Origin of the sequence: Brevundimonas fontaquae, from assembly GCF_017086445.1 — a bacterium.
Classification (GTDB): domain Bacteria; phylum Pseudomonadota; class Alphaproteobacteria; order Caulobacterales; family Caulobacteraceae; genus Brevundimonas; species Brevundimonas fontaquae.
Genome location: NZ_CP070968.1, coordinates 2,750,673 through 2,771,958, shown reverse-complemented (window position 1 = coordinate 2,771,958; position 21,286 = coordinate 2,750,673). Strand labels below are relative to the sequence as shown.

The 21,286-nt window shown below is 66.7% G+C and carries 22 protein-coding genes; 14 read left to right on the top strand and 8 right to left on the bottom strand.

Annotation, left to right across the window (positions count from 1 at the left end):
• Window positions 1–13: 13 nt before the first annotated feature.
• The 3 genes from gapR (at window position 14) to JX001_RS13565 (ending at window position 1,125) form a co-directional block, all read left to right on the top strand.
• Entirely contained in the window at window positions 14–289 is a 276-nt protein-coding gene (gapR, locus tag JX001_RS13575; protein ID WP_017505946.1) for a nucleoid-associated protein GapR, read from the top strand.
• Window positions 290–301: 12 nt separating this feature from the next.
• Window positions 302–682: a hypothetical protein gene (locus JX001_RS13570; protein ID WP_205681405.1), complete on the top strand. Its 381-nt coding sequence runs from the start codon at window positions 302–304 to the stop codon at window positions 680–682.
• Between the two features lie 128 nt (window positions 683–810).
• A complete protein-coding gene (locus tag JX001_RS13565; protein WP_241004654.1) occupies window positions 811–1,125 on the top strand; it encodes a GIY-YIG nuclease family protein in 315 nt (104 codons plus the stop codon).
• A 3-nt stretch (window positions 1,126–1,128) separates the two neighbouring features.
• Here JX001_RS13565 and JX001_RS13560 read toward each other — a convergent pair whose 3' ends face one another.
• Both JX001_RS13560 and JX001_RS13555 read right to left on the bottom strand, forming a co-directional pair.
• Entirely contained in the window at window positions 1,129–2,580 is a 1,452-nt protein-coding gene (locus JX001_RS13560) for a sigma-54-dependent transcriptional regulator (RefSeq protein ID WP_205681404.1), read from the bottom strand.
• A 106-nt stretch (window positions 2,581–2,686) separates the two neighbouring features.
• Window positions 2,687–4,456, bottom strand: coding sequence for a DUF4153 domain-containing protein (locus tag JX001_RS13555; RefSeq protein ID WP_205681403.1), 1,770 nt, complete (start codon window positions 4,454–4,456; stop codon window positions 2,687–2,689).
• Window positions 4,457–4,552: 96 nt separating this feature from the next.
• Here JX001_RS13555 and JX001_RS13550 point away from each other — a divergent pair, with 96 nt between their 5' ends.
• From JX001_RS13550 to JX001_RS13515, 8 genes are all read left to right on the top strand, one after another.
• Complete coding sequence (locus JX001_RS13550; RefSeq protein WP_205681402.1) at window positions 4,553–6,346, top strand: M3 family oligoendopeptidase; 1,794 nt, start codon at window positions 4,553–4,555, stop codon at window positions 6,344–6,346.
• Between the two features lie 76 nt (window positions 6,347–6,422).
• Complete coding sequence (locus tag JX001_RS13545) at window positions 6,423–6,695, top strand: aa3-type cytochrome c oxidase subunit IV (protein ID WP_017505952.1); 273 nt, start codon at window positions 6,423–6,425, stop codon at window positions 6,693–6,695.
• A 130-nt stretch (window positions 6,696–6,825) separates the two neighbouring features.
• Window positions 6,826–7,965 (top strand): Re/Si-specific NAD(P)(+) transhydrogenase subunit alpha, encoded by a 1,140-nt coding sequence (locus JX001_RS13540; protein ID WP_205681401.1) that lies wholly within the window; start codon window positions 6,826–6,828, stop codon window positions 7,963–7,965.
• Window positions 7,965–8,312, top strand: a complete 348-nt coding sequence (locus JX001_RS13535; RefSeq protein WP_153922949.1) for an NAD(P) transhydrogenase subunit alpha part 2 — start codon at window positions 7,965–7,967, stop codon at window positions 8,310–8,312. The genes JX001_RS13540 and JX001_RS13535 overlap by 1 nt, the downstream gene beginning before the upstream one ends.
• Window positions 8,309–8,575, top strand: coding sequence for a hypothetical protein (locus JX001_RS13530; protein ID WP_205681400.1), 267 nt, complete (start codon window positions 8,309–8,311; stop codon window positions 8,573–8,575). Before JX001_RS13535 ends, JX001_RS13530 begins: the two co-directional genes overlap by 4 nt.
• Before the next feature lie 13 nt (window positions 8,576–8,588).
• A complete protein-coding gene (locus JX001_RS13525) occupies window positions 8,589–10,010 on the top strand; it encodes an NAD(P)(+) transhydrogenase (Re/Si-specific) subunit beta (RefSeq protein WP_205681399.1) in 1,422 nt (473 codons plus the stop codon).
• Window positions 10,010–10,402 (top strand): hypothetical protein, encoded by a 393-nt coding sequence (locus JX001_RS13520; protein ID WP_205681398.1) that lies wholly within the window; start codon window positions 10,010–10,012, stop codon window positions 10,400–10,402. Before JX001_RS13525 ends, JX001_RS13520 begins: the two co-directional genes overlap by 1 nt.
• 99 nt (window positions 10,403–10,501) lie before the next feature.
• Entirely contained in the window at window positions 10,502–11,557 is a 1,056-nt protein-coding gene (locus JX001_RS13515; protein ID WP_241004653.1) for an acyltransferase family protein, read from the top strand.
• Window positions 11,558–11,559: 2 nt separating this feature from the next.
• Here JX001_RS13515 and JX001_RS13510 read toward each other — a convergent pair whose 3' ends face one another.
• A complete protein-coding gene (locus JX001_RS13510) occupies window positions 11,560–11,784 on the bottom strand; it encodes a hypothetical protein (RefSeq protein WP_205681397.1) in 225 nt (74 codons plus the stop codon).
• Window positions 11,785–11,875: 91 nt separating this feature from the next.
• On the opposite strand from JX001_RS13510, the gene JX001_RS13505 reads away from it, so the two are divergent.
• Together JX001_RS13505 and JX001_RS13500 are read left to right on the top strand one after the other, a co-directional pair.
• The gene (locus JX001_RS13505) at window positions 11,876–12,865 is read left to right on the top strand and encodes a helix-turn-helix transcriptional regulator (RefSeq protein WP_205681396.1); all 990 of its coding nucleotides are present in this window, start codon (window positions 11,876–11,878) and stop codon (window positions 12,863–12,865) included.
• Window positions 12,866–12,937: 72 nt separating this feature from the next.
• Window positions 12,938–14,371: a hypothetical protein gene (locus JX001_RS13500; protein WP_205681395.1), complete on the top strand. Its 1,434-nt coding sequence runs from the start codon at window positions 12,938–12,940 to the stop codon at window positions 14,369–14,371.
• 59 nt (window positions 14,372–14,430) lie between these two features.
• Here JX001_RS13500 and JX001_RS13495 read toward each other — a convergent pair whose 3' ends face one another.
• Both JX001_RS13495 and JX001_RS13490 read right to left on the bottom strand, forming a co-directional pair.
• On the bottom strand, window positions 14,431–15,405 hold the full coding sequence (locus tag JX001_RS13495) for a DUF6607 family protein (protein ID WP_205681394.1): 975 nt from the start codon (window positions 15,403–15,405) through the stop codon (window positions 14,431–14,433).
• 39 nt (window positions 15,406–15,444) lie between these two features.
• Window positions 15,445–17,655 carry a TonB-dependent hemoglobin/transferrin/lactoferrin family receptor gene (locus JX001_RS13490; RefSeq protein ID WP_205681393.1) on the bottom strand — a complete coding sequence of 737 codons (2,211 nt, stop codon included), beginning with the start codon at window positions 17,653–17,655 and terminating at the stop codon, window positions 15,445–15,447.
• Between the two features lie 109 nt (window positions 17,656–17,764).
• Here JX001_RS13490 and JX001_RS13485 point away from each other — a divergent pair, with 109 nt between their 5' ends.
• Window positions 17,765–18,304 (top strand): hypothetical protein, encoded by a 540-nt coding sequence (locus JX001_RS13485; protein ID WP_205681392.1) that lies wholly within the window; start codon window positions 17,765–17,767, stop codon window positions 18,302–18,304.
• Here JX001_RS13485 and ychF read toward each other — a convergent pair.
• The 3 genes from ychF to JX001_RS13470 all read right to left on the bottom strand — a co-directional run bounded on the left by ychF (window position 18,297) and on the right by JX001_RS13470 (window position 21,286).
• Window positions 18,297–19,391, bottom strand: coding sequence for a redox-regulated ATPase YchF (gene ychF, locus JX001_RS13480; protein WP_112861596.1), 1,095 nt, complete (start codon window positions 19,389–19,391; stop codon window positions 18,297–18,299). The two genes, JX001_RS13485 and ychF, sit on opposite strands and share 8 nt — an antisense overlap.
• Window positions 19,392–19,461: 70 nt before the next feature.
• Complete coding sequence (locus tag JX001_RS13475) at window positions 19,462–19,953, bottom strand: copper chaperone PCu(A)C (RefSeq protein ID WP_205681391.1); 492 nt, start codon at window positions 19,951–19,953, stop codon at window positions 19,462–19,464.
• A 13-nt stretch (window positions 19,954–19,966) separates the two neighbouring features.
• Complete coding sequence (locus tag JX001_RS13470; protein WP_241004652.1) at window positions 19,967–21,286, bottom strand: PepSY-associated TM helix domain-containing protein; 1,320 nt, start codon at window positions 21,284–21,286, stop codon at window positions 19,967–19,969.

Genomic DNA, 21,286 nt, shown 5'->3' with positions numbered 1-21,286 from the left:
TGGAGTATTCCCCATGGCTGACGACGCCTCGTTCGACGGTGGTTCCGACGTTCTCACCGCCACGGCGCAGGGCCGCCTTCGCACCATCATCGAGCGCCTTGAGCGTCTCGAAGAGGACAAGCAGGCCGTCATGACCGACATGAAGGAGGTCTTCGCCGAGGCCAAGGGCGAGGGCTACGACGTCAAAATCCTGCGCAAGGTCATCCGCATCAGAAAGCAGGACAAGGCCAAGCGTCAGGAAGAGGACGCCATCCTGGACCTCTATCTGTCGGCGCTCGGCGAGATCTGAGGCTGACCCGGCTTGAAGCGCACCCCCTTCAAGCCAGGAGGCGGGCTGTCGCGATCAGGCGGCCTGAAAGGCGATGGCTTCGCCAAGAAGCCTACCCCGAGTCCATTTGAGCAACAGCGCGAAGCCGCCAAACGCGCTGCTCTCAACGCTTTGAAACGCGCCCGCCGCTCTGCAGAGAAGGCAGGCGTTTCTCTGTCCGAATGGGAGGGCGAATTCCTCGATTCCGTCAGCGACCGCGTAAAGACCCACGGCCGCGCCTTCGCCGACCCTGAAAAAGGCGCGCCGGGCCAGGCCCTGTCGGCCATGCAGGGCCGCAAACTGAAAGAGATCACCGCCAAGGCTAATGGCGAAGAGCCGAAACGGCGGTGGGGCAGGAAACCAAAAGAGCCATAACCGTTCGTCATCCTCGGGCTTGACCCGAGGATCGGCCTGTCCACAACTCAGCGTTTATGAGCGAGCGTCGCCCTTTCATCGCCACCTAGATCCAAGCCAGCCGACCGCACGGTGTCATTTACATCGGAATGACGTCGAATCTCTATGAACGCGGCCATCAGCACAGGACCGGGGCTTTCGAAGGTTTCGCCAGTCGTTACGGGTGCGGAATGTTGGTCTGGTACGAGCAGTTCGAACTGGTCACGAACGCAATCCGGCGGGAGAAGGCGCTGAAACGCTGGAATCGCGTCTGGAAGCTGGAACTGATCGAACGGACGAACCCCGAATGGGTCGATCTCTACCCAAGTCTATGCGGCTGGGCGCCGGATCCTCGGGTCAAGCCCGAGGATGACGGAGAGGGAAGTGTGGCGGCGTTTCTGAAGAGGCTGGAATCAGAAGCGTAACCCTCAACCCGCTTCCTTCAACTGCCCTTCCAGCCCCTGTTCCCTGACCTTGCGATACAGGGTCGAGCGGCCGATGCCGAGGCGGCGCGCGATCTCGCTCATGTGCCCGGCATAGACCTCGATGGCGTGCTGGATCAGGTCGCGTTCGATGTCTTCCAGTGTGCGCAGATGGCCGCGCTCGTCCAAGATCCGGATCGGCTGATCGACCTGCGCGGCGGCGTCGGTCTGGACGCCGGCGGCTGTGGCGGCCTGCAGGGGTTGGGCGTCGGGCATGGGCGCGGCGACGCCTGAAATCGCGGGGAAATCGTGCGGCTGAAGGAAGGGCGCATCGGCCAGCACTATGGCGCGGAACACCGCATTTTCCAGCTGTCGCACGTTTCCGGGCCAGTCGAACCCTTGCAGCAGGGCCAGGGTCTCGGGCGCGCATCCGGCGATCCGCTTGCCCTCCTCAGCGTTGAAGCGGGCGATAAAGTGATCGACCAGGGGCGCGATGTCCTCGCGCCGGTCACGCAAGGACGGGGCCTCGATCGGGAAGACGTTCAGGCGGTAGAACAGGTCCTCGCGGAAGGCGCCGTCCTTGACCTGCTGGGCCGGGTCGCGATTGGTCGCCGAGACGATGCGCACGTCGATCTTGACCGGGCGTTTGCCGCCGACGGGATCGATCTCGCCTTCTTGCAGCGCGCGCAGCAGCTTGACCTGCATGTCCAGCGGCAGTTCGCCGATCTCGTCCAGGAACAGGGTGCCGCCGTCTGCCTCGCGGAACTTGCCCAGCGTCTTGTCAACGGCGCCGGTGAAGGCGCCCTTCTCGTGTCCGAACAGGATGGATTCGATCAGATTGGCGGGCAGGGCGCCGCAGTTGACGGCGACGAAGGGTTTGCCGGCCCGGTCGCTGGCGCCGTGCAGGGCGCGGGCGATGACCTCCTTGCCGACGCCGCTCTCGCCGGTGATCAGGACGGGGATCGAGGATTTGGCGGCCCGGGCGCCCAACGCCTTGACCATGCGCATCGGCGGGCTGTCGCCCACGATATCGTCGAAGCTGGTGCGGCCCTGGACGCGCTTGGTCAGGCGCCCGACCTCGGCGGTCAGGCGTTTCATCTGCATGGCGTTGCGCACGCCGACCAGCAGGCGTTCCGGGCCCACCGGTTTGACGAAGAAGTCCTGGGCTCCGGCCTGCATGGCCTTGACCACCATGTCGATGCCGCCGTTGGCCGTCAGGACGATCACTGGCTCGTTGATCCCGGCGCTACGCAGTTCGGCCAGGCATTCCAGCCCCGACATCTCGGGCATCACCATGTCGAGCAGGATCAGGTCGGCCCCGCCGCCGCGCGTCATCCGGTCGATGGCCTCGCCGCCGCTGGCGGCATGGACCACGGCGTTGCCGTCCCGCTCCAGCACGGCCTGGATCAGCCGGCGCTGGGTCGGATCGTCGTCAACGACCAGGATGGTCTTGGCCATGAAAATCCCTTGTCCTGTCGCCCAACCCGTCACGGATGGATCGTTTCGGGACGATTTCTAGGGTGGCGAGGTGAAAATCGGGTGACACGGCGTGGTGAGCGTCCCGTTAACGCGGCTCTGTCGCGTCGCATCGCACCTCGGGGCTAGCGCGCAATCTTTGGCCGTCGACAACTAGGTCGGGCAGGGCGGCCGGGGCCGTCGCGACGCTCTTCGACAGGCCTTCGTTCATCCGCTCAGCGTTGCGCCCGCAGGTGAAGGCGTATCGACCCGTCACGCGCCACTGGCCCTGGGCGTCCTGATCGAAGGCGACGATTTCGCGAGCCGTGGCGACCAGCAGATCGGTTCGTGCGTCGCCATTCAGGTCCGTCGATCGGACGACACAGGGGGCTTCCGCATTGCAACTGAACAGCACGTCGACCTGCGCGTCCAACTGATCGACGAAGCTGGCGGGCACGGATTGGCCATCGACGGCCTTCAGGCGGATGGCGGCCTTGCGCGCTTGCCGCCCCTGCGCGGTATCGCCGGACGGCCACGGGCGAGCCTGGACGGCGCGCGCGTTTCGCGCGATGCGAGGATGGGTTGAGGCGGCCAGACGACGGAGCGCCGTCTCACCGGCCTTGCCGCTCTCGAAACGCAGGAAGTCATAGTCGAAGGTGTCAGCGGACACGGCCCCACGCTGCAACCGCGCGACCTGATCCTGCACCGAGAGCCGGGCGGGATCGGCCAGCGGGCTGAACAGGGCCAGGATGACGAGAACCGACAGGACCGCCGCAACGACATTGGTCCGCTCCAGCGGCTTCATCCAGCCGCCCGGCTTTACGGCCGCCAACAGATAGCCCGCGCCATAGACCGCGCCGACCAGGGTGCAGGCGGCGGCGATGATCCGATCGGGCGTCAACCCATGCTGGCCAATCCGCAAGCCCAGGCCCCAGGCGGCCAGAAAGATCAGCGGCGCGATCAAGACAGACGCCGCCCGCGCGCCGTATCGCAGAGCGACCGGCGGCAGATTGTCGGCGCGCCCGTCCTGATAGGCGGTGTTGATCAGAACGATCAGGGCGGCGGCAGCCGACAGCACCAGGGCCGTCGCGCTGCGCGTCTCCCACAGGCCGTCCAAGCCGGTGAAAGGCAGGGCGAGAAGGAAGCCGCCGACCAGGACCGTGATCACCAAAAGCAGCCAGGACAGCAGCATCAACGCCACGGTCCGCACGCCCCGGATCAGGCCGTCCCGCACATCGGTCAGCTGGACAGCGGTGGCGAAGACCAGGGCCGTGACGGGAATGGCGAACCACGCCTCGCTCAGCAAGTGCTGCAGAAAGGCTAGGCCGATCATCTTGAACAAAGCCGCGCCCAGATGCAGCAGGATCCAGAAGGCGCCGGTGAAGCCCAGCGACAGGGCCAGTTGCACCCCCGCCTTCCAGGCGATGTCGAAATAGTCGGGATAGTCGACGACCCAGCGTCGTTCGCGGATCGCGGGCACGATCAGGTGGTGGGCGATGAACAGGGCCGCCGCGCCGAAGGCCAGTACGGAGAAACTCAGGAAGGGCGGCTGCTCATGCGGCTTCAGCACTTGGCGGGCGACATCATGGGCGCCCAGCAGAGCCAGCACGCCGGCCGCCGCCGCCGCCCACAGGATCAGGGCCAGCGGCTTGATCCGACCCACGCCGGCGAGAACGACCACCGGCACATAGCCGGCCACCAAGGCCAGGGCGCCGAACACCACCGGCTGGCTTTCGGGCCAGACGCGGCTGTCGGCCGCCAGATACAGGAGATAGAGCGCCAGCCCCTGAACCAGACCCGTCGCCAGGCGAATCGCAAACAGGGCCGAGGCGCCGCCAAGGCCCGTCCGGCCGGTGTCATGCTGCGGGGTTTCGGTCATTCACAGGTCTCCGAAAGGCAGGATTGCACGGGCCGTGACGCCGAGAAAGCGTAAGGGGCGGTTGCGGCCGTCGGCTCGCATCCCCAGAACAGGGGCATGAACGCTCCCTTCAAGACGCCCAACCCCGAAGCCCCGCTATGGGACCTGACCGACCTCTATGCGTCGCGCGACGACGCCAGGGTCGCCGCCGATCTGGAAAAGGCGCGGGGTCTGGTCGAGGCGCTGAACGGGCTGAAGGGGCGGCTGGCGGCGGATCAGGACGCGCAGGCGCTGGGCGAGGCGCTGGACCGCGCGATCCAGCTTTATGAGCAGGCGTCCGATGTGCTGGGCGCGCTTGGCGCCTACGCCTTTCTATCCGCCTCGACCGCGCGCGACGATGCCACGGCGCAAGGATTCGAAGCCGATGTGCGCGAGAAGATCACCGCCATCGCCACCCCGACCGTCTGGCTGACGCTGGAGATCAATCAGATCGACGATGCGGCGCTGGAAGCGGCGCTGATCGCCCATGCGGGCGCGGCGCGCTGGCGGCCTTGGCTGCGGCGCGTGCGGGCGATGAAGCCGCATGAGCTTTCGGCCGAACTGGAGACCTTCATTGCCGAGCGCGGCCCGATCACGGCCCAATGGCCGCGCCTGTTTGATGAGCAACTGGCCGCCCTGCGTGCAAAGGCGGGCCACGAGGAACTGACGCTGGCCGAGGCCCTGAACCGTCTGTCCGACGCCAAGCCCGCGCACCGCAAGGCCGCCGCCGAGGGTCTGTCAGAGGCGCTGGCCGCCCGCGCCCCGACCCTGGCCCTGGTGCTGAACACCGTCGCCGCCGACAAGGCGATGGAGGATCGCTGGCGCGGTTTCAAACGTCCCGCCGACAGCCGTCACCTGGGCAACGAGGTGGATGGCGAGGCCGTGGACGCCATGGCTGAGGCGGTCGCCGCCGCCTATCCGCGCCTGTCGCACCGCTATTATGCGCTGAAGGCCAAGGCGATGGGCAAGGCGCGCCTGGACCATTGGGACCGCAACGCGCCTATCGAAACCACGACGCCGCGCGCCTTCACCTGGACCGAGGGGCGCGAGATCGTGTTGGACAGTTTCTCTGACCTGGGCGGCGATTTCGCCGACCGAGCCGGCGGCTTCTTTGATAAGCCGTGGATCGACGGCCGGGCGCGGCCGGGCAAGCAGTCGGGCGCCTATGCCCACCCCGTCACCGCCGACCGCCACCCCTATGTCTTCCTGAACTGGATGGGCGAGCGGCGCGATGTCCTGACCCTGGCGCATGAGCTGGGTCATGGCGTTCACCAGACCCTGGCGGCCGATCAGGGCACGCTTCTGGCCGATACGCCCCTGACCCTGGCCGAGACGGCGTCGATCTTTGCTGAGGGGCTGACCTTCGACCGCCTCCTGGCCACCGCGCCGAAGTCCGAGCAGCGCGGCCTGCTGGCCGGTCGGATCGAGGACGGATTGAACACCGTCGTGCGCCAGATCGCCTTCCACCGCTTCGAGACCCGCTTCCACGACGAGCGCCTGCGGGGCGAGGTGTCGCAGCAGCGGATCAACCAACTGTGGCTTGAGGAAATGGGCGCCTCGCTGGGGCCGTCGGTCAAGCTCAACCCCGGCTATGAACACTGGTGGGCCTATGTCAGCCACTTCGTCCATTCGCCCTTCTATGTGTACGCCTACGCGTTCGGCGACCTGCTGGTGGCGGCGCTGATGGAGGCGCGTCGCAACGATCCGGCCGGCTTCACGCCGCTTTATCGCGAGCTTCTGGCCGGCGGCGGATCGCGGACCTACGTCGAGGCGTTGAAGCCGTTCGGTCTGGATCCGCGCGACCCGGCCTTCTGGAGCGTCGGCTGTCAGAGGCTGGAGCGGCTGGTCGATCAGTTCGAGGCGCTGGCCTGAGCAAGGCATGACTGCGGGCTTGAGCGGGGCGGTCGCCTCGGTGTAAGTCCGCGATAACGACGAGGGGATTCCACGAATGGCCGACCTGCACGACACCGCCAACGCACCTGCCGACGCCGATGCGCAAGCCTATCTGCACGGCCATATGGAAGTGCGCGAACAGGTCTCGACCTACCGCCTGTTCCTGAACCTGGCCAAGTGGGGCAGCCTGGCCATCGCGGTGCTGCTGCTGTTCCTGACCCTGTGGTTCCACCCGGGCGGCAGCTTTATGGCCGCCGTCATCGGCGCGGTCGTTCTGGGCGGCGTCGGCTTCGTGGCGCTGAAGTCCAAGCCCGGCGCCGCGCACTGAGTCTTGCGCCGGATCGCCTTGCGGCGGTCTGAAATCACGCGCCCTCGCCAAGCTTTGGCATAACCGTGCTTTGACGGCTTGCGCCGGAACGGCCTAACCTTCGTTCAACGAAAAGAACGAGGGGATTCGCTTGGCCGTCGCTATCGCCGTCACCCGTGAACGTCGCGAAGGCGAGACGCGCTGCGCCGTCACGCCCGAGACGGTCAAGAAGCTGATCGCCCTGGGGGCGACCGTCACGGTCGAGGCCGGGACCGGCCTTGGCTCCTCCATTCCCGACGCCGACTACGTCGCCGCCGGCGCGGTGGTGAAGCCGGACACCCGCGCCGTGCTGGACGGCGCCGACATCGTGCTGAAGGTGCGCGGTCCCACCGCTCAGGAAACCAGCGCGCTGAAGCCCGGCGCCGTCGTCATCGCCATGCTGGACGCCTATCGCGACAAGGCGACCGTCGACGCCCTGGCCGGGGCCAACGCCACCGCCTTCGCCATGGAGTTCGTGCCCCGCATCACCCGCGCCCAGGTCATGGACGTCCTGTCTTCCCAGGCAAACCTGGCCGGATACCGCGCGGTGATCGAGGCCGCTTACGCCTATGGCAAGGGCTTCCCGATGATGATGACGGCGGCTGGCACGGTCGCCGCGGCAAAGGTCTTCATCATGGGCGTGGGCGTCGCCGGGCTTCAGGCCATCGCAACCGCGCGTCGCCTGGGCGCCGTCGTCACCGCCACCGACGTCCGCCCCGCGACCAAGGAACAGGTCGAAAGCCTGGGCGCCAAATTCCTGGCCGTCGAGGACGAGGAGTTCAAGAACGCCCAGACCGCCGGCGGCTACGCCAAGCCCATGTCGGCTGAATATCAGGCCAAACAGGCTGACCTGACCGCCAGTCACGTGGTCAAGCAGGACATCGTCATCACGACGGCCCTGATCCCCGGCCGCGCCGCCCCGGTGCTGCTGACCGCCGCCCATGTCGCCTCGATGAAGCCGGGCTCAGTCATCATCGATCTGGCGGTCGAGGCGGGCGGCAATGTCGAAGGCTCCAAGCTCAACGAAGTGGTGACCACCGCGAATGGCGTCACCATCGTCGGCTGGTCGAACCTGCCCGGACGCATCGCCGCCGACGCCAGCGCCCTGTACGCCCGCAACCTGACCGCCTTCGTCGGCCTGTTGATCAAGGACGGCGGTCTGGCGCTCGATCTCGAAGACGAGATCCTGAAGGCGGCGGTGGTCACCGACGGCGGCGCCGTGGTGCATGAAGGTCTGAAGGGAACACACTGATGGAACACGTCGATCCCACCGTCTTCCGCCTGGCCATCTTCGTGCTGGCGATCTTCGTCGGCTATTACGTGGTCTGGAGCGTGACGCCGGCCCTGCACACGCCGCTGATGGCCGTGACCAACGCCATTTCCAGCGTCATCATCGTCGGTGGCCTGATCGCGGCGGCGGCCGTGTCCGGTGACGCGACCGGCCCCAGCGCCTGGATCGCCAAGGGTGCTGGCGTGCTCGCCGTCACCCTGGCCAGCGTCAACATCTTCGGCGGCTTCATGGTCACGCGGCGGATGCTGGCCATGTACAAGAAGAAGGAGCGACCCGCTGCCAAGGCCGCTCCCGAGGCGTCTTCGTGACGGACGCCGCGCAGATCGCCATCACCGGATCCTGGGTCGCGACCGGCATCGGTTTCGGCCTTTGGCTGTACGGCTGGTTCGGGACGAAAATCCCGATCAAGCGCCAGCGGTTGCACGACTGCGGCATCGCCCTGGTCTTTTCGGCCATTCTGGTTCGCGTGGTGACGCAGGACCGGCCGCTGGGTGTCTTCGAATGGGCCCTGTTCTTCATCGGCCCGTTGTTCATCGCCGCCGCCCTTTGGCGGTTGGCCCGCACGTCTTGAGGGGAGGGGCGTGATGAACGCATCGCTGGCCGCACTGGCCTATCTGGTTTCGGGCGTCCTGTTCATCCTGTCGCTGCGGGGCTTGTCCAGCCCGGAGACCAGCCGTCAGGGCAATACCTTCGGCATGATCGGCATGGCGTTGGCCATTGGGGTGACCCTTCTGACGCTGGGCACGACGGGGGCGCTGGATAGCGTGACCCTGGCCCTGATCGCGGGCGGCGTCATCGTCGGCGGCGGGGCAGGCGCCCTGATCGCCAAACGCGTGGCCATGACCGACATGCCGCAACTGGTCGCAGCCTTCCACAGCCTGGTCGGTATGGCCGCCTGCCTCGTCGCCATCGGCGCGATCTATGCGCCCGAGGCCTTTGGAATCCTGTCCGACGACGGAAACGGCATCAAGACGCTGTCGATCATCGAACTCAGCCTCGGCGTCGCCATCGGGGCCATCACCTTCACCGGCTCGGTCATCGCCTTCGCCAAACTGAATGGCAACATGAGCGGGGCGCCGATCATCCTGCCCGCGCGGCATCTGATCAACGTCGGCCTGGCGCTGGGGCTGGTCTTCCTGATCGGCATCCTGATCGGGACGAACGGCGCGGCGACCTGGGCCTTCTGGGGCGTCTTCCTGATCGCGCTGGTGTTGGGCGCGACCCTGATCATTCCCATCGGCGGGGCCGACATGCCGGTCGTGGTGTCGATGCTGAACTCCTATTCCGGCTGGGCGGCGGCGGCGCTGGGCTTCACGCTGGAGAACATCGCCCTGATCATCACCGGCGCCCTGGTCGGATCGTCGGGCGCGATCCTCAGCTACATCATGTGCAAGGGCATGAACCGCAGCTTCGTCTCGGTGATCCTGGGCGGCTTCGGCGGCGGCGATGCGGCGGCCGGCCCGGCGGGGGCGAAAGAGACGCTCCCGGTCAAACAGGGCTCGGCCGAGGACGCGGCCTTCATCATGAAGAATGCGTCCAAGGTCATCATCGTGCCCGGCTACGGCATGGCGGTGGCTCAGGCCCAGCACGCCCTGCGCGAAATGGCCGACAAGCTTAAGGAGGAGGGCGTCGAGGTGAAATACGCCATCCACCCCGTCGCCGGTCGGATGCCGGGCCATATGAACGTCCTGCTGGCCGAGGCCAACGTCCCCTATGACGAGGTGTTCGAACTGGAGGACATCAACGCCGAGTTCGCCACCGCCGACGTCGCCTTCGTCATCGGCGCCAATGACGTGACCAATCCTGCGGCTAAAACCGACCCGACCAGCGCCATCTACGGCATGCCGATCCTGGACGTGGAAAAGGCCGGCACCGTCTTGTTCATCAAGCGCGGCATGGGCTCGGGCTATGCCGGGGTGGAGAACGAACTCTTCTTCCGCGACAACACCATGATGCTGTTCGCCGACGCCAAGAAGATGGTCGAAGGGATCGTGAAGGGGCTTTGATGCGGCTGCTTATGATCGCGGGCTTTGCGATGGCTGTGACGGCTTGCAGCTACCAGCTTTGGCTTAGGCTAGATGGCGATCTGGCCGCACCGCGTATAGCGATCACGGCACCGCGTATCATGCAGCCGAAAATTTGCCTTGAGAGGCTTTGGGTGTCGAAGGCGTCAGATCCGAGCAATCGTCTTTGGGAGGCCTCGGCCGCACCGAACGTCTGCGCGCCGGGTTCCCAGATTATTTACGGCCAGCTTCCGTCAGGCTTCAGCGAAAAGTCTGAAGCGCGCACTCTTGAACCGGGCGTTCTGTATGAAGCCGTGGCTGTGTCTCGAGGCGTCTCGGGCTCGATTGACTTCATCTATTTGGAAGGTGGTTGGAAGGTCGTCGCCGAGCCCTGACGATCAGATCCAACGCGCCTGAAATGGGCTCTATCGCACAGCTTCCAGACCCGATATCACGCGCTCGTGAAGACGGTCGGACATCAGCGATTTGAAGCCTTGGACTCCCTGCGCGGGGTCTGCGCCGTTCTGGTGGTCATGTTCCATATGCCGGTGGCGAGCCATTGGCGCGACTGGGGTTTCGTTCAGCACGCCTATCTGTTCGTCGACTATTTCTTCGTCCTGTCGGGCTTCGTCATCGCCCATGCCTATGCAAACCGACTGAAGTCGGGGCGCGACGCCGGACGGTTCATGGTGCGGCGCTTCGGGCGGATCTGGCCGCTGCATCTGCTGATGCTCTCGGCCTTTATCGGGCTGGAGCTTGCGCGGCTGATCTTCCATTTCGACAGCGCGCCGCCGTTCACGCGGGACCGGTCGATCGAGGCGATCTTCACCAATCTGGCGTTGATCCAGGCCTGGCATATGCATCCCTATCTGACCTGGAACGGGCCGGCCTGGACGCTCAGCGCCGAATGGGCCTGCTATCTGATCTTCGCGGGGTTGGTGCTGATCGCGCCCAAGCGGTTCCGCTGGATCGGGCTGGTGCTGGCGATCGTCGGCGGCGTGCTGGTGCTCAGCTACGCCCGGCGCTGGATGAACACGACCTATGACTTCGCCGTGCCGCGCGGGGTCTATGGCTTCTTCCTGGGCTGCCTGCTCCAGGGGCTCTGGACCCGCATTCCGCGGCTGAAGGGCGGCGCCGCGACGCTTTTGGAGATCGCGGCCATCGTCGCGGCCTGCGTGTTCATCGGCTACGCTCAGGGGCCCATCACCGTCGCCGTCACCCTGATCTTCGTGGCGGTGATCTGGGTCTTCGCCGGCGAGGAGGGGGCGCTGTCACGCGTGCTGGACCATCCGGCTCTGGTCACCCTGGGGCGGTGGTCGTTCGCCATCTACATGGTCCACATGTTCATCCTGACCGTGATGATGATCGTGGCCAGAAAGCTGGACCTGGTCCCAATTCGTCGCATCGACTTCGGCTCTGTCTGGCTGAACGACCTGTTCGCCATCTGCATGTTCGGCTTCATCGTCGCGGTCGCCGTCGTCGCGCACCGGCTGGTCGAGCAGCCGGCCCAGCGCATGATCGACCGCTGGACCAAGCCGAAGGCGGCCTGAGTTCAGGCGGCCATCCGCCATTCCGGGACCACGTCGCCGGCGCGGCCTTCGTCCCACAGCATGTCCTCGTCCGAATAGCGGCTGCTGGCGGCGGCCGAGATGACGTCGACCACCTGTTCCTCCAGACGGTCCCAGATCACGGCGAGGTCGGACGACCCATCGGCCTCGCACGGGACGATGATGTAGCGGCTGGCGTTGACGGAGTGGGTGGGTTGGAAACGCGCCATCTGATGATCTCCTGAAGCGGGGGCCTCTTGTCGATGATGTAGTTATGAAGCAGTGTTGCGTCAGAAACGGACGTAGGGATCGGTAAGAGCATTGAGACACGACAAGGCGGCGATGGTGATCGATCTGGCGCGCCGCATGGCCGCCAGCGCCGAAGGGCTGAGCCTGGACGAGATCGCGCGCGACATGCGCGTCGGCCGCCGCACCGCCGAACGGATGCGGGACGCGGTTCTGATGCTGTTCCCCCAGGTGGACGAGGTCTCCGACCCGCCGTCCAAACGCTGGCGCATCCGAGGCGGTCTATCGGCGTTCGAACAGGCCCCGACGGCGACCGAAATGCTGGAACTGTCGAAGGCCGCGACGGCCCTGCGCGCCGCCGGCGAACCGGCGCGCGCCACGGCGCTGGAGGGGCTGGAGCGCAAGCTGAAGGCGGCGATGCGTTCGACCACTCTGAACCGGATGGCGCCCGATCTGGAGGCGTTGGTTCGGGCCGAGACCATTGCGGTTCAGGCCGGGCCGCGACCCTCCGCCGACGAGGCCATGCTGACCGCCATTCGCGCGGCGGTGCTGGCGCAGCAGCCGCTGGGCTTCACCTATTCCCGTCCGGGCGCCGAGCCGCGTCGGCGCAGCGTGGCGCCCTGCGGCGTCATGTTCGGTCGGGCCAACTATCTGGTCGCCGCGGACCGTGAAACCGGGCGCATCCAGACCTTCCGCCTGGACCGGATGAGCCATGTCGCCCCGCAGGAGGGGATGGCCGTGCCGCCCGCCGATTTCGATCTCGGCGTCTTCGCCAGCCAGTCCTTCGGCATCTATCAGGACGAGATCGAGGACGTCGTGCTGCGCATCGCGCCCGAGGGCGCGGCCGAGGCCAGAGGCTGGCGCTGGCATCCGACCCAGTCGTTCGAGGATCAGTCGGACGGCGGCGTGATAGTGCGATTCCGCGCCTCGGGCATGCGCGAACTGGCCTGGCATCTGTTCACCTGGGGCGAGCAGGTGCAGATCCTGGCGCCACAGCGACTGAAGGCCGTGATGGCCGGCGAACTGGCGGCGGCGGGCCGCGCCTTGGAACGGGCCTCAGCCTGACGAAACCGTAAGCTGACGCGGCGCGTTGACGACCGCTAGGCTTCGCGCCGAGCGCCCTTCAGGAGATCGCCCTTGCGCGTCCACGCCTTCGCCTCGTCCGCCGTTCTGGCCCTCGCCCTTCTGAGCGGTGCCTGCGCCGCCGGGCCCATGTCGGCGCCGGCGACCTTTCAAGAGGAGGGCGGACCCCAGGTGACGGTGACCCGCGACGGCGATCACCTCAACATCGACTATCGCTTCGGGCGCGACGTGCCGGTCTGGGCCTTCCAAGATTCGGCGCTGGAACAGGATTCGCGCCAGCCCTGGCGGCCGCGCCAATGGACGGTCGAGACGCCCGGCGTCGTCATGGAGCGACGCGGTCATTACGACATCATCCGCAGCGAGGACGGCGGGCCAGTGCCGCGCAAAGTTCGCTTCCGCGTTCGACCGCAGGCGGTGGATCTTGAGGCCGAATATCCGACCCTGCTGTTCTCCAATGGCGCGGTGGCCCTGCCGACGCGACAACTGGATGTCTTTGCCCTGCCGTCGGCCCAGGCGGCCGAACAAGTGCCGGACGACCTGAACCGGATCCGGCTGGATGGCGGTCCCTCGCGCGTGACGTGGCGGGATGAGAACGGAGCCGTGCTGTTCAACGGGCGCCGCCGCGACGAACTGACCACGACGGACGAGCGCAGCTATGTCCTGCTGGGCGAGGCGACGGTCACGCCGGGCGACGGCCTGTCGACCGTCATGGACCCCAATCTGCCGCCGTGGATCGGTGAGGAGATCCGGGGCTTTGCGCCGCGTGTCGGCCATTACTATCGCGACCGCCTCGGCGCGCCGGGCTCCGGCGGCGATACGCCCATTGTCATGGTGGCCTGGAACGGGCCGACCGAAAGCATGACCAGCATGGGCGGCAGCGTCCTGCCGGGCCTGATCGTCATGTCGTTCGAGGGGCGGGGCGTAACCTCGCCTCAGCCGGAAATCGTGGAGCGTTCGCGCTGGTTCATCGGCCATGAGGGGGCGCATTTCTGGCTGGGACAGACGGTGCGATACGCCTTCGCCGACGAGGCCTGGATCACCGAGGGCGGGGCCGACCTGATGGCCGTGCGCGCCCTGAAGGCCCTCGATGCAAACTATGACGACCGGGCCGAGCTTCAGTCCGAGGTGGACGACTGCGTCAACCTGGCTCGCCAGCCGGTCGCCCAGGCCGGCGCCCGGGGCGAACACCGCGCCTACTACGCCTGCGGAGCTGTCTTCGCCCTGGCGGCGGAGGGCGCGCGACGCCAGCGGACCGGCGGCGACTGGTTCGACTTCCTCAGACCTCTGCTTCGCCAGCCGGACGGCGTGCTCAGCCGCGAGGAATGGCTGACGGCCCTGACCCGGACATCGCGCGACCCGTCGCTGCGCGGCGATGTCGAACGGCTGTTGGACCAGGGCGCGCCCGATCCGTCCGCCGTCATCGCGCGCCTGTTCCAGCGGACCGGCGTTGCGTTCCGTATGATCGACGGCCGCGTGGTCTTGAGCTGAAACGCAAAACGGCGACCGGATGAACCGGCCGCCGTCCCACGCTCCGCGCTGGGGGATGGTCAGCGCGGCGTCGTGGCCTCGGCGATCAGGGCGCGGGCCTTGGCGATAGCGTCCACCTCGGTCGTCTTGCCGTCTGCGATCTGTTGCGCCAGATCCATCAACGGCCTGCCGGTGACGGAGCCCGTGTCTCCGGCCTCCTGCAGATGGACGCCGTTATGGGCGGCTATGGCGGCGTCCCAGGCGTCGCGCACGGCGGACCAGAAACCTTGGGTCTTGATCCAGTAGTCGTCGCCGGCTTGGGGCGAATAGCTGGTGGACCGGTCATAGGTGTTGATCACGTCTTCCTGCACGATGGCGATGGGTTCGCCGCCGGCTCGGCCGGACATCTTCATATTGTCCTGGATATGCACCCAGCCGTCCGGCTTCAGGATATGGCGGTTGGTGCCGAGATACCGGTCATAGACGGGATTGTGCACCGCATCGCGACGCGCCAGCGGCCGCCACGTGGCGTTCGAGGTCCAGGCCGAAAGGCCGTTGTCATAGGTCCAGCGGCCGACGCCGCCGTAGCGAGGCGAATCGTCGGTCTGCCACACCGTTTGTGACCAGGCCCCGGCGCGCTCGGCCTCCGGCACCGCCGTCAGCGTCCACTGGTTCGGCCCGGCATAGGTCAGGACCGTCTGGGGCTGATAGACCCAGTCGTGACGCCAGTGTTTGATGACCGTCACCTGTCCCTCATGCTCCATCACCAGGATGTGCTGAAGGCTGATGCGGTCGCCCTTGTCATAGACGACGCGCACGATCTCGCTGCCGCCCGACAGCTTCTCTTCCAGCGGGTCGTAATCGGCGCGGAAGCTCACGTTTTCGCGCATGTCGAAGTGGACGCGGTACTGACCGGCCTGGGCCAAGATCGACTGGCGATCCCGTTCGAAGGCGTTGGCCGGCGTCGCAGTCGCCGTGGTCGTGGCGGTCACGTCCTGGGCCAGGGCGGCCGGAGCCGTCGTCAGCAGGGCGGCGGCGATTAGGATGGCGCGCATCGGGCGGCTCCTTGAAGTAGGGGAAGATTTCATGGTCGCTTACAGGCGCAGGGTCAGGGAGACGCCGAAGTTGCGGCCCGGCTGGGTGTAGGCATCCTTGACGGTGGATGTGGCGGACAGACCGCGCACATCGCTCCACCAGCCATAGGTCTCGTCGAAGACGTTGAAGGCTCCAGCGCGCAGCGTCGTCCGCTCCGTCACATTCCAATAGGCCGTCAGGTCCAGCAGGGTGAAGCTGTCGCCCAGATAACAGGCGTTCGCACACGACAGATTGTAGGTCGTCTGGTCCTTCTTGCCCGACCAGGTGACGGTCGCCGATCCGCCCCAGACGCCAGACGGCGCAGCGTAGTTCAGGCCCGCGACCACCTTCACCGGATCGACGCTGCCAAGCGCCGTTCGACGGCCATCGGTGGTCTGTTCGCCCTCGGCGTAGGCGGCAGAGCCGATCAGGCTGAAGCCGTTGTCCCAATACAGGTCGGCGCGCGCTTCCAGCCCCCTGATGTCCACCTCAGTCAGGTTGACGTACTGATAGATTAGCGGATCGACGCCGGGGACGCCCGTGCCGCTGACCACTACCTGATCGATGAAGTCGTCGTAATGGGTGGCGAAGGCGGTGGTGTTCAGCCGCATCTTGCCGCCCGCCACATCGATGTCGCGCAGACGGAAGCCGGCCTCGACGCTCTCGCTGGTCTCGGGCGACAGGTTCGGGTTCGGGATCGAGCGATAGCCGAAGACCGGATTCTCGAAATAGTTGTTCACCTGCATCGGCGAGGGCGCGCGGAAGCCCAGGCTGTAGTTGGCGAAGACGCCCAGGTGTGCCCCGGTCCAATAGACCACGCCCAGCTTGGGCGAGATGTGATCGTCGCTCTGGCCCGAAGCCGCCGCAGGGAACTGGGCGTCGAGCTTGGGTGACAGATCATACCAGTCATAGCGGACGGCCGGAATGATGCTGAGCGCCCCATCCAGCAGTTCGATCTCGTCCTGCACGAACAGGCCCGCCAGTTGGAACTCGGTCTTGGGAAAGGCGCGGATGGGGAAGGTCTCGCCCACCGGCGGGGTCACGCCGTCACGGAGGCCTTCCTGTGTCGTCATCGACCAGTCGCCGCCGAAGGTGACGCGGTGCTGAACCGCGCTTCCCTCTCCGAAGACGCGGGCGCCTTGGGCGGCGAAGCCATAGACGGTGTTGTCGAAGGTGGTGTCGCGCACGCGGTCGGCCAGGGTCGCGCGATCCTCGAAGGTGTACTGACGCGTCGTAGCGTCCTGCCAATAGACCGAGACCGAGCCGTCGCTGAGGCCGGCGAACTCCTGGAAGCGCCAGTCCCCGCTGACGCGGTCGCGCTGGGTTTCGTCGTGGGCGGTGACGGCCAAAACGGTCGCCGAGCGGCTGCTCAGCGCGTCGCCGTCCATCTGCGAATCCAGATGGTCATAGGTCAGGCGCAGCGTGTGGTTCGGCTTCACCTCCCACACCAGCTTGCCGAGATAGGCGTTGGAGCTGAAATCCTGAGGGTTGGGCTCGGTACGGGTCGCGCCGACGCCGGCGACCGATCCCTTGTTCTCCGTCTCCTGCGTATCGCGACGCGTATAGGCCAACAGGCCCGACAGCGATCCTGACCGACCGGCGAAGGCCACGCCCTCGGTCCAGCCTTCGTCCGCAGAGTTATAGGCCACGCGTCCGCGGGCGCCGAAGGTCTGATCTCCGACCAGGAAATCCGACGGATCCTTGGTGGTGAAGGCTACGGCGCCGGCGATGCCGTCAGAGCCGTAAAGCGCGGAAGCCGGGCCGCGCAGGATCTCGACCGACTTGACCAGATCCAGATCGTTGTAACCGCCACGACCGACCGCCTGCGCCCCGAAGGAGAAGCCCGCCGGCAGGCGCACGCCATCGTTGATGATCAGCACCCGATCGCCGCCCATGCCGCGAATCGTGAAGCCGGAGTTGGCGTCGCGGCCCGCGCCGGACAGGGCCAGGGTGAAACGCGCAGGGGAGGTGGGGACGCTGACGCCCGGCTCGAACCGGATCAGGTCCTTGATGTCCGTCGCCAGGAGGGTCTCGATCTGCTCGGCGTCGATGACGCTCACCGTGCCGGGGACATTGGACGCCAGGCGCCGCGAACGGGTTCCCAGGACGACGACCGGATCGACCTCGGTCGCGGGAGAGACGGTGACGGGCGTTTCGGCGCGAACGGGCTGGGCGATCAGGGCCGACCCAATGGCGGTCGCGGCGGTGGAAAGGAGGAAGAGAGTGCGCATCAATAGCCCCGCTTAGTGATTGGCAGGGTGTTAATGAGAACGATTATCAGAATCAACCGCAATAATTAGGTGCGTTGAACCTGAACCTTGGCCGTTGCGTTGTGGCGAGATGAAAACGGCCCTGCTTGCGGCGCTTGGCGCCTTCGCCCTCCTTGCGGCCTGTGGAGACGATCGGGTCAATCCGCCGAATGAACCGGCCGCGCCGCTTCGCACGCCCGAGGCCATGCAGCCGGTTGAGCCGCCGGGGCCGTCGTCGCTGGCGTCTCGCGGACCGCGCAGTTTCGTGGGGGTGTGGGCGTCCAATCCGGCATGGTGCGAACGGCCGCAGGGGGCGAACAGCCCAATCACCATCACCCCGATGCGCTTTGACGCCTATGGCCACAACTGCGACATCGCCCGCATCGACGAGCGGGGATCAGGCTATGTCGCGGCGCTGTCCTGCTTGACCCAAGGCAAGGCCGTGAACGAGCGCGTCCACATGGGCACGACAGGCGATGTCCTGACCCTGACCTATGTGGATCGCGATATGCTGACGACCAAGCTGGCGCGTTGCCCGGCGTCGCCGCGCGCGCCCGAACCCGCCAATCCGCTGGCGAAGATGATGAAGAAGGACGGGGCCGAAACCCCGCCAGCCGCGCCGCCTAGTTGAACAGGAAGTTCATCACGTCGCCGTCCTTGACGACATAGGACTTGCCTTCGGCGCGAAGCTTGCCGGCCTCGCGCGCCTTGGCTTCTCCACGCAGAGCGACAAAGTCGTCGAAGGCGATGGTCTCGGCGCGAATGAAGCCCTTTTCGAAGTCGGTGTGGATCACGCCGGCCGCCTGGGGCGCGGTGTCGCCCACATTGATGGTCCAGGCGCGGGCTTCCTTGGGCCCGACCGTGAAATAGGTCTGCAGGCCCAGCAGCTTGTAGGCCTCGCGGATCAGACGATTCAGGCCGGGCTCTTCAAGACCCAGGGTCTCCAGGAACTCCTTCTGCTCTTCGTCGTCCAGCACGGCGATCTCGGACTCGATCTGGGCCGAGATGACGACCGAGTTGGCGTTGTCCTGGGCGGCGCGGGCTGCGACCTTGTCGGACAGGTCGTTGCCCTTGTCGGCCGAGCCCTCCTCGACGTTCGAGACATAAAGCGCGGGAAGCGCCGTGAGCAGTTGCAGCATGTGCCAGGCCTTGATGTCCTCCTTGGACACCTCGGCGGTGCGGGCGGGCTTGCCGGCGTTCAGCTGGGCCAGGGCCAGATCGACCAGCTTCAGCGTCAGGGCCGATTCCTTGTCGCCGCCCTTGGCGCGCTTCTCCAGCTGCGGCCGGCGGCGCTCCAGGCTTTCCATGTCGGCCAGCATCAGCTCGGTTTCGATGATCTCCAGATCGGCGATCGGATCGATGCGGTCCTCGACGTGGGTGATGTCGTCATCGACGAAGCAGCGCGCGACGAAGGCCACGGCGTCGCAGTCGCGGATGTTGGCCAGAAACTGATTGCCCAGGCCCTCGCCCTTGGACGCGCCACGCACCAGGCCGGCGACGTCGACGAAGGTGATGCGGGCTGGGATGATCTCTTTCGATCCGGCGATCTCGGCCAGGGCGTTCAGACGTGCCTCGGGCACCGCCACATCGCCGGTGTTCGGCTCGATGGTGCAGAACGGATAGTTGGCCGCCTGGGCCGCCGCCGTCTTGGTCAGGGCGTTGAACAGGGTGGACTTGCCGACGTTGGGCAGGCCGACGATCGCGACTTTAAGAGCCATGGTATTCCTCGTGAGGCGCGAGCCTTTAGCGGGTTCAGAGCCGTTTGTCAGGCTCGCGCTTCAACTGAGGTCAGTGGGCGCCGTGATCCATGCCGTCCATGGCCGGTTGGCGAACCTGCGCCTGAACCGTGATCGCCGGCGCCGAGGCGAACTGGAAGGTCAGGGGCACGGTCTCGCCGGCCACCAGAGGCGCCGTCAGGCCGATCAGCATCAGGTGGTTGCCGCCCGGCGCCAGGGCCACGGCCTGACCGGCAGGCAGGGGCAGGCCCGCCGTCAGCTCGGTCATCTTCATCATGCCGTTCTCGGTCTTCATCTCGTGGACCTGAAGCGATGCGGCGCGCGGCGTCGATCCGCCCGTCAGCCTGTCGTCGGTCGCGGCGGTCAGGGTGACGTAGCAGCCGCCGGCCTTGGCCCCGTTCGGCGACGGGCGGCACCAGGCGTCGGTCGCGCTCACGGCGGCGGCCGCCGCGGGCGTCTCAGCGGTGGGCGCCTTGGCCGGCTGGGACGGATTGCAGGCCGCCAGCGACAGGGCGGCGGCGGCGAGGGCGAGTTTGGTCTTCATGGCGTCAGGTCTTTCAGGAGGCGGCGGGACGGCGCCGGATCATCGGACGTAGGGCTCGGTCGAGCAATACGGCCGCGATCAGGCTCAGTCCCGTCAGGGGATAGAGGATGGCGAGGGGCAGGACGATGCCGAGGACAGCGGCGCGCGCACGCGGTCCCGGCGGGGCGGGCGGCGCGCCCAGGCGTCGGCGCGACAGGTTGGGCGGGCGGCGCTTCCACCACATGACCAGGCCGCTGATCGCCAGCAGCCAAACGCCGATGCAGCCCAGCAGCATGACGATGCGGTTCGCCTGGCCGAACTGCGTGCCCTGGTGCGTATAGATGCCGAACTCGATGGCCTTTGCGCCGGCGCCGAACTGGTCATAGCCGATGTCGCCCAGCAGCCGCCCGGAGGCCGCATCGACATAGAGCGACCGGCTGTCCTGAACCCGTGTCGCCTGGGTCGTCAGCGTATAGGCGGTGTCATCGGCCTTGGGGATGTTCACCGTATAGGGGCGCGCCAGGCTGGCCTGATCCGCGACCCGCAGAACCTGCGCCAGACCGCCATGGCCGACATGGGCGTGGGTCATCACCATGCCTTCCATGGTCCAGCCGGCCCCGACCGGCGCATCGTGGTGCTGCGCCCTCTGCCAGGCGCCGGCGACGGGTGCGGGCGGCCGCCCGAGCCCCGTCTCCTTGATCGCCCCCATGACGTTGTCGCCCCAGACCGCCGACCACGGCATGCCAGTCACGGCCAGAAACAGCACGACCCCGCCGACATAGACACCCGTCAGCGCATGCAGGTCGCGCCAGAACGGGCGGCGGCGGCTGTCTGTCGTCTGCGGTGCAAAGGTCGCCACACCCCGCCCGCGCGGCCACCACAGATAGAGCCCTGTGGCGAACAGAATGATCGTCCACCCGGCGACGATCTCGACCAGAATGTTGAACGGCCGCCCCAGCACGGTCAGGCTGTGCGTCTTCTTGACCAGATCCATGAACCCGCCGGCCGGAATGACCCCGGTGGCCCGGCCGGTGTGCGGATCGACGAAGACAGTCTTCTGCACCCCATCGGGTCGATCTACCCGCAGCCGGATCGCCTGATCGTCGCGCGCAGGCATGACCAGATTGGCGACCCGCCCGCCGCCTGCGGCCTGGGCGGCCGAAGCCACCCAGGTTTCCGGCACCGCCTGAGTTTGAACGGCCGGCACGCGGATCATGTCGCGATACAGAAAGCCGTCGATTTCGTCCTTGAACAGATAGAGCCCTCCCGTCAGGGCCAGCAGCATCAGCACAGGCATGACGAAGACGCCGGCGTAGAAGTGCCAACGCCAGACCGCGCGGTAGGCGTCGGACAT

Bases quoted from the DNA above. Each gene is read 5' to 3' on its own strand.
- gapR (WP_017505946.1), top strand. From the start codon at position 14: ATGGCTGACGACGCCTCGTTCGACGGTGGTTCCGACGTTCTCACCGCC.
- JX001_RS13565 (WP_241004654.1), top strand. From the start codon at position 811: ATGACGTCGAATCTCTATGAACGCGGCCATCAGCACAGGACCGGGGCT.
- JX001_RS13560 (WP_205681404.1), bottom strand. From the start codon at position 2,580: ATGGCCAAGACCATCCTGGTCGTTGACGACGATCCGACCCAGCGCCGG.
- JX001_RS13555 (WP_205681403.1), bottom strand. From the start codon at position 4,456: ATGACCGAAACCCCGCAGCATGACACCGGCCGGACGGGCCTTGGCGGC.
- JX001_RS13550 (WP_205681402.1), top strand. From the start codon at position 4,553: ATGAACGCTCCCTTCAAGACGCCCAACCCCGAAGCCCCGCTATGGGAC.
- JX001_RS13545 (WP_017505952.1), top strand. From the start codon at position 6,423: ATGGCCGACCTGCACGACACCGCCAACGCACCTGCCGACGCCGATGCG.
- JX001_RS13535 (WP_153922949.1), top strand. From the start codon at position 7,965: ATGGAACACGTCGATCCCACCGTCTTCCGCCTGGCCATCTTCGTGCTG.
- JX001_RS13525 (WP_205681399.1), top strand. From the start codon at position 8,589: ATGAACGCATCGCTGGCCGCACTGGCCTATCTGGTTTCGGGCGTCCTG.
- JX001_RS13520 (WP_205681398.1), top strand. From the start codon at position 10,010: ATGCGGCTGCTTATGATCGCGGGCTTTGCGATGGCTGTGACGGCTTGC.
- JX001_RS13510 (WP_205681397.1), bottom strand. From the start codon at position 11,784: ATGGCGCGTTTCCAACCCACCCACTCCGTCAACGCCAGCCGCTACATC.
- JX001_RS13495 (WP_205681394.1), bottom strand. From the start codon at position 15,405: ATGCGCGCCATCCTAATCGCCGCCGCCCTGCTGACGACGGCTCCGGCC.
- JX001_RS13490 (WP_205681393.1), bottom strand. From the start codon at position 17,655: ATGCGCACTCTCTTCCTCCTTTCCACCGCCGCGACCGCCATTGGGTCG.
- JX001_RS13485 (WP_205681392.1), top strand. From the start codon at position 17,765: ATGAAAACGGCCCTGCTTGCGGCGCTTGGCGCCTTCGCCCTCCTTGCG.
- ychF (WP_112861596.1), bottom strand. From the start codon at position 19,391: ATGGCTCTTAAAGTCGCGATCGTCGGCCTGCCCAACGTCGGCAAGTCC.
- JX001_RS13475 (WP_205681391.1), bottom strand. From the start codon at position 19,953: ATGAAGACCAAACTCGCCCTCGCCGCCGCCGCCCTGTCGCTGGCGGCC.
- JX001_RS13470 (WP_241004652.1), bottom strand. From the start codon at position 21,286: ATGTCCGACGCCTACCGCGCGGTCTGGCGTTGGCACTTCTACGCCGGC.